A 6,846-nucleotide genomic window follows, 5' to 3' on the forward strand; every position below is an offset into this window, starting at 1 on the left:
GGTCTCGACTCCTTATTGCTGCGGCGCCGGTTTGGCTGATAGCCAGTTTGCCAGCTGACAGTATTGCGCCACAGAAATATTTTCTGCTCTGAGCGTAGGATCGACGCCGAGCTCGCTCAGTTGTTCCGGCGTGAACAAATCGCCAAGGCTATTACGCACGGTTTTACGACGCTGATTGAAAGCCTGGGTGGTTATGCGGCTCAGCATGCGAACATCGCTGACGGTATGCGGCATGACCACATGCGGAACCAGACGTACCACGGCAGAGTCCACTTTTGGCGGTGGCGCGAAAGCGGTAGGCGGAACTTCCAGCACCGGAATAACGTTGCAATAATATTGCGCCATTACCGATAAACGGCCGTAGGCCTTGCTGTTCGGACCGGCAACCAGGCGATTAACCACTTCTTTCTGCAACATAAAATGCATGTCGCGAATAGCCTGAGTATAGCTGAAAAGGTGGAACATCAGCGGTGTCGAAATATTATACGGCAGGTTACCAAACACGCGCAGCGGTTGGCCAGCCTGTTCGGCCATTTCGGAGAAATTGACCGTCATGGCATCTTGCTGGTGAATGGTCAGTTTGTCTTTCAGCTGTGGGTGACTGGCAAGGCGAGCCGCCAGATCGCGGTCCAGCTCAATCACCGTCATGCGATCCATGCGAGCGCCGACCGGTTCGGTCAATGCGCCAAGCCCTGGGCCGATTTCAACCACGGCTTCGCCCGGCTGCGGGTGAATGGCGGAAACGATGCTATCGATGACAAACTGATCGGTTAAAAAGTTCTGTCCAAAGCGTTTGCGGGCAAAATGCCCTTGGTGGACTCTATTATTCATTACAATTATTTATCATTTTAATGGCGAGATTTAACGCCGTTTTGAAACTGCCCACGTCGGCGGTGCCGGTGCCGGCCAGTTCCAGCGCGGTACCGTGATCCACCGAGGTACGGATAAAAGGTAAGCCGAGCGTGATATTCACCGCGCGGCCGAACCCTTGGTATTTTAGCACTGGCAGACCCTGATCGTGATACATCGCCAGCACCGCGTCTGCATGTTGCAGATACTTTGGCTGGAACAGCGTATCGGCCGGCAGCGGGCCGGTCAGCGCGATGCCACGAGCACGCAGCGCGGTCAGCGCCGGAATGATCACGTCCAGCTCTTCACGGCCCATATGGCCGCCTTCGCCAGCATGCGGGTTAAGCCCGCAAACATAAATCTGCGGCTGCGCGATGCCAAACTTGGTTTTCAAATCATGGTCAAGAATGGTGATCACTTCGTGCAGGCTTTGCTCGGTAATGGCGCCCGGCACTGCCAGCAACGGCAGGTGCGTGGTGGCCAGTGCGACGCGCAACTTTTCGGTAGCCAGCATCATGACCACCCGATCGCGCTGGCTGCGCTCGGCGAAAAACTCGGTGTGACCGCTGAACGGCACGCCGGCCTCGTTGATAATGCTCTTGTTGACCGGACCGGTGATCAGCGCGGCGAATTCACCGTTCAGGCAGCCGTCGCAGGCGCGCGCCAGAGTATCCACCACGTAGCTGCTGTTGCTGACGTCCAACTGACCGGCAATCGCCGGTGCCGCCAGCGCGATCGGCAACACCGTCAGGCTGCCGGCTTGCTGGGGCTGGGCCGCGCTGCCCGGTTGATACTCGCGCAGCTGCAGCGGCAGGTTCAACTGCTGGGCACGTGCAAGCAACAGGGCCGGATCGGCGCATACCACCAACTCAACAGGCCATGCCTGCTGTGCCAGCGCTATCACCAGATCCGGCCCCACCCCGGCGGGTTCACCGGGGGTAATTACCAGACGATTATTGTTGCGCATTGCTGCCATCAAGAATTTTTACGTAGGCCGCAGCGCGCTGTTCTTGCATCCAGGTTTGCGCTTCTTCGGCAAACTTGCGGTTGAACAGCATGCGGTATGCGCGTTCTTTTTGCGCCGCATCGGTTTTATCCACCTGGCGGGTATCAAGCAACTGGATCAGGTGCCAGCCAAATGCCGAATGCACCGGTTGGCTGACTTCGCCTTTTTGCAGTTTCAACAACGCATCGCGGAAGGCCGGGTCATAGATGTCCGGTGACGCCCAACCCAGGTCGCCGCCCTGCAGGGCAGAACCCGGATCCTGAGACAGCTGTTTGGCTTCGTCGGCGAATTTGGCTTTGCCGCTTTTGACCGCTGCCGCCACTTCTTCCAGTTTCGCCCGCGCCTGATCGTCAGTCATCACCACCGACGGTTTCAGCAGGATGTGACGTGCGTGAACTTCGGTAACCGAAATGGACTGGCTGGCGCCACGCAGATCGTTGACCTTCAGGATATGGAAGCCGACGCCTGAACGGATAGGACCGACGACATCGCCTTTTTTAGCGCTGACCAGACGTTCGGCAAACAGGGTAGGGATCTCTTGCAGTTTACCCCAGCCCATATTACCGCCTTTCAGCGCCTGTGAGTCGGCAGAATAGGTGATAGCCAGCTTGCCGAAGTCGGCACCGCTGTTGATTTCGCCGATCAGACGTTTGGCCAGCGTTTCCGCTTCATCAACCTGTTGCTGCGACGGGTTTTCCGGCAGCGGGATCAGGATGTGGCTGATGTTCATTTCGGTGTCGCTGCCGTTTTGCGCGCCGACCTGTTTCGCCAGCGCATCGACTTCCTGCGGCAGGATGGTGACGCGACGACGTACTTCGTTGTTGCGTACTTCGGTGATCAGCATCTCTTTGCGGATCTGCGAACGGTAAGTGTTGTAGTTCAACCCTTCGTAAGCCAGACGGCTGCGCAGCTGATCGATGGACATGCGGTTTTGCGCGGCAATGTTGCCGATGGCTTTATCCAGATCGGCATCGGTGACGTTGATGCCCATTTTCTTGGCCATCTGCAGCTGGATGTTATCCATGATCAAACGCTCGAGGATCTGGTGACGCAGTGTTTTATCGTCCGGCAATTGCTGGCCGGCCTGCTGCGCATTGAGCTTCACCGACTGCAGTAAACCATTGACGTCGCTCTCGAGTACCACGCCGTTATCCACGACGGCGGCGACTTTATCCACTTCTTGGGGTGCTGCGAACGCGGCATTGGCACAAACCACCAATCCGAGAATAAGCGTTCTCCAGTTCTTCATACATTTCCCATTATGTAATCCGCAAATGCGGGTGAAAGTTCTCGTTTTTCAAAGTATTACAGAACATCAAAACGCACGTTGGTATGGCAGAATGCCTGAACGCAGCATTTCACCGGTGCCGAGACTATGATCGCTGCTCAGGCCACGCAGTTCGATGTTGAATGAAACTTTGTTGTCATATTTGCTGGACTGATTACCCGTATCCCATTCGGTAATCTTGCGTTCGTAACCGAGGTTAACCGCCCAGCAGCAGGTGTTGTAACGCAGGCCAACCAGTTGATCTGCGGACTGTTGCGCGCGAGTATCGTAGTAGTAAGCCCCGACGATCGCCCAACGATCGGCAATTGGCCAACTGGCGGTAACGCCAACCTGCGAAATGCCGTCCTGATAGCCCGGGCTGGTGACCTGCGGCAACGTCGCCTGGATATATTCCGGGCTGGCGTAGCGGTAGTTCAACTGCACCATACGGTTTTCGTCCTGACGGTACTCCAGTACTGCATCACCGAGCGCCACGCTGTCGAGGCGGGTGTCGTATTGCACCCCGCCGCGCAGACCCCAACGATCGTCGATCTTCCAATAGGTGTCGCCAGCCCATACCAGGCTGCCGGTGTCATCATTGTTGTCGTAACCGGAGTTCTGATCGCCGGTGCGCGAACGACTGAAGTAATAGATTTGACCCACAGAAACGTTGAAACGTTCAACCAGCGCATCATCATAAACGCGCGACGTTACCCCGGCGGCCAGACGGTTCTGCGAAGCAATACGATCCAGACCGCTGTAGGTACGGTCGCGGAACAGGCCGGAATAATCGGTCTGCAGCAGCGTGGAGTCGTAGGAATAGATGTTGCTCTGATCGCGATACGGCACATACAGGTATTGCAGGCGCGGTTCCAGCGTCTGGGTAAAGTCCTTCGCCCAGTCCATATTGCGGTCGAAGACCATCTTGCCGTCAACCTTGAACTGCGGCAGTACCCGGTTGACCGAGTCGTCCAGCTCCGGCGCGTCACGACCGGTTCGGCTCTTGTAGTTGCCGGCGAAACCGTCCGGAATATCCTGCTGGTAGTGCGTCGCCATCAGCTTCACTTCGCTGTTGAGCGAGCCCCAACCGTTGGTCAACGGCAGGTTCAGCGTCGGCTCAAGGTGCAGACGTGTGGCATCCGGGCTGTAAGGGTTAATGTTGACGAACTTGGCCGCCTGACCATAAACGCGGAAGTCGAACGGACCAAGGTCGTTCTTGTAATAGTTGATGTCAATCTGCGGCAATACCTTGTAGGTATCCGCACTGGTGCGGCTGGTATTGTCGTAGATCTGGAACTGCTTGGACGAGATGGTGGCGTCGAAGTTTTCATCGGCATAGCCGGCGCTGAATTTTTGCGTCGCGTAGCCATCGGTAGTGGAACCGTACAGCGAGTCCAGATCGTTAAAGTATTGCGAGTCGCTGACTTTGGTGTAGTCAACGTTGAAGCGCCACACCTGATCCATGACGCCGCTGTGGTTCCAGTAGAACAGCCAGCGGGTATCGTTGCTGTCCTGCGGGTTGTCCTTGTTGTATTCGCTGTCGTTTGGCAGCCAGTCAAATTCGATGGTGCCGGCGCCCGGTTGCGTCAGGTAACGGAATTCGTTCTGGAGTTGCAAACCGCGTTTGGTCATGTAGTGCGGCGTAATGGTGGCGTCGAAGTTGGGCGCAATGTTCCAGTAATACGGCAGCATGAATTCAAAGCCGTTATTGCTGCCATATTTCGCATTGGGGATCAGGAAGCCTGAACGCCGCTTGTCGCCCACCGGCAATTGCAGATACGGGCTGTAGAACACCGGAACACCGCCGATTTTAAAGCGCGCATTCCATATTTCCGCTACCTGCTCTTCGCGGTCGTGGATCACTTCGGAACCGACTACGCTCCAGCTGTTGTCGCCCGGCAGGCAAGAGGTAAAGGTGCCGTTTTCCAGAATGGTGTAGCGATTCTGGCCGCGCATTTTCATCTTGTCCGCGTCACCACGCCCCTGACGGCCGACCATCTGGTAATCACCCTGGTAGACATCGGTGTCCTTGGTGTTCAGGTTCGACCAGGCCTTCGGCCCTTTCAGCTTGATTTGGTTATCGTCGTAGTGCACATCGCCAGTGGCGGTGACGGTGCGGATTGGATCGCTTTGACCCGGCTCCTGCTTCTGGTTCAGCTCGACCTGTTTCGCCGTCAGCGTACTGTTGCCCTGTTCGATTTTTACATCACCGCTGAACAACGCGCTACCCGGATAGTCGGCGCGGGAATCATCGGAATTGATGGTTACCGGCAGGCTGTTGGGATCGCCGCTGACCAGCGGTTTGTCATAGGTAGGAACGCCGAGCATGCACTGCTCGGCCAGATCAGCCAGCGCATGCTGACTGTAGAGTGCCGTCCAAATCATCGTGGCCAGCAGTGTTGGGAAACTTTTTTTCATACGCGGTTTTGGTGTTCCGTCATCAGAGGCGTCATGTCCGGCAAACGGTCAGAGACTATATCACTCATCTGCGTTGCGCTAGTTAAATCCTGCCGTTTAACTGCGTCGTTGTTAGGCGCAGCGATAAATGACAGGTATGATAATCGAAATCTTGGGAAAAATCGCCTAACCCTTAGCTATTGCGGCGGGGCATTGCGCTGAAAGTAATATAATTGAGGAGTATATGCAGTATTGGGGAAAACTGCTCGGAGTCATTGTCGCCATTTGGTCTGGCGCGGGCTTCTGGGGCGTAGTTTTGGGGCTGATTGTCGGCCATATGATCGATACTGCGCGCAACAATAAGCGCAGCCGAGGCTTTTTCGCTGACCAGCAAACGCGGCAAACGTTGTTTTTCCGCACCACATTTCAGGTAATGGGGCACCTCACCAAATCAAAAGGGCGCGTTACCGAGGCTGACATACAAATCGCCAGCCTGTTTATGGATCGCATGCAGCTACACGGCGCAGCGCGTACCGCTGCCCAGCAGGCGTTTCGCGAAGGCAAGCAGGGTAATTTCCCGCTGCGTGAAACCCTGCAGCAGTTTCGCAGCATCTGTTTTGGTCGTTTCGATCTGATTAGGATGTTTCTGGAAATTCAGATCCAGGCGGCGTTTGCCGATGGTTCGCTGCACCCGAACGAACGTCAGGTGCTGTACGTGATTGCCGAAGAACTGGGTATTTCACGAGCCCAGTTCGATCAGTTCCTGCGCATGATGGAAGGCGGCCAGCAGTTCGGCGGCGGCTATCAGCAGCAGGGCGGTTATTCGCACGGCGGGCATCAGCAGGCGCAACGTGGGCCGACGCTGGAAGACGCCTGCAAGGTGCTGGGGGTCGACAGCAGTGATGACGCCACCACCATCAAGCGCGCCTACCGCAAGCTGATGAGCGAACACCACCCGGATAAACTGGTAGCAAAAGGCCTGCCGCCAGAAATGATGGAAATGGCCAAGCAGAAAGCGCAGGAGATTCAGGCGGCGTATGACCTGATCAAGCGTGAGAAAGGCTTCAAATAACGATACCCGTCATATTTGACGCCGCCTCTTTGTTGGCTGCCCGCGTTTACCCCGGTCACGTACTTGATGTACGCTCCCGGGGTGCGCTTGGTTGCCGCCGCGACGCAACGCCAACTATTTAGGGTATCTCGAGGTCATATTTGACGCCGCCTCTTTGTTGGCTGCCCACGTTTACCTCGGTCAGGTACTTGATGTACGCTCCCGGGGTGCGCTTGGTTGCCGCCGCGACGCAACGCCAACTATTTAGGGTATCTC

Annotated in this window: 5 protein-coding genes; 1 reads left to right on the top strand and 4 read right to left on the bottom strand. The window is 56.2% G+C overall.

All coding sequences use genetic code 11. The annotated features are described in order from the left end of the window. Positions 1 to 12: 12 nt before the first annotated feature. The 4 genes from rsmA to lptD all read right to left on the bottom strand — a co-directional run bounded on the left by rsmA (position 13) and on the right by lptD (position 5,540). Complete coding sequence (gene rsmA, locus ACCC84_RS13370; protein ID WP_198773268.1) at positions 13 to 831, bottom strand: 16S rRNA (adenine(1518)-N(6)/adenine(1519)-N(6))-dimethyltransferase RsmA; 819 nt, start codon at positions 829 to 831, stop codon at positions 13 to 15. Beyond that, entirely contained in the window at positions 824 to 1,816 is a 993-nt protein-coding gene (gene pdxA, locus ACCC84_RS13375) for a 4-hydroxythreonine-4-phosphate dehydrogenase PdxA (protein ID WP_371901990.1), read from the bottom strand. Before pdxA ends, rsmA begins: the two co-directional genes overlap by 8 nt. Further along, entirely contained in the window at positions 1,803 to 3,104 is a 1,302-nt protein-coding gene (gene surA, locus ACCC84_RS13380; RefSeq protein ID WP_004955430.1) for a peptidylprolyl isomerase SurA, read from the bottom strand. Before surA ends, pdxA begins: the two co-directional genes overlap by 14 nt. A 66-nt stretch (positions 3,105 to 3,170) precedes the next feature. Then, entirely contained in the window at positions 3,171 to 5,540 is a 2,370-nt protein-coding gene (gene lptD, locus ACCC84_RS13385) for an LPS assembly protein LptD (protein ID WP_004955429.1), read from the bottom strand. A 223-nt stretch (positions 5,541 to 5,763) separates the two neighbouring features. Between lptD and djlA the strand changes: the two genes are divergently transcribed. Next, entirely contained in the window at positions 5,764 to 6,591 is an 828-nt protein-coding gene (gene djlA / locus ACCC84_RS13390; protein ID WP_004955428.1) for a co-chaperone DjlA, read from the top strand. Positions 6,592 to 6,846: the final 255 nt, after the last annotated feature.

Source organism: Serratia odorifera, assembly GCF_041448735.1.
Classification (GTDB): Bacteria; Pseudomonadota; Gammaproteobacteria; order Enterobacterales; family Enterobacteriaceae; genus Serratia_F; species Serratia_F odorifera.

Bases quoted from the DNA above. Each gene is read 5' to 3' on its own strand.
- rsmA (WP_198773268.1), bottom strand. From the start codon at position 831: ATGAATAATAGAGTCCACCAAGGGCATTTTGCCCGCAAACGCTTTGGA.
- pdxA (WP_371901990.1), bottom strand. From the start codon at position 1,816: ATGCGCAACAATAATCGTCTGGTAATTACCCCCGGTGAACCCGCCGGG.
- surA (WP_004955430.1), bottom strand. From the start codon at position 3,104: ATGAAGAACTGGAGAACGCTTATTCTCGGATTGGTGGTTTGTGCCAAT.
- lptD (WP_004955429.1), bottom strand. From the start codon at position 5,540: ATGAAAAAAAGTTTCCCAACACTGCTGGCCACGATGATTTGGACGGCA.
- djlA (WP_004955428.1), top strand. From the start codon at position 5,764: ATGCAGTATTGGGGAAAACTGCTCGGAGTCATTGTCGCCATTTGGTCT.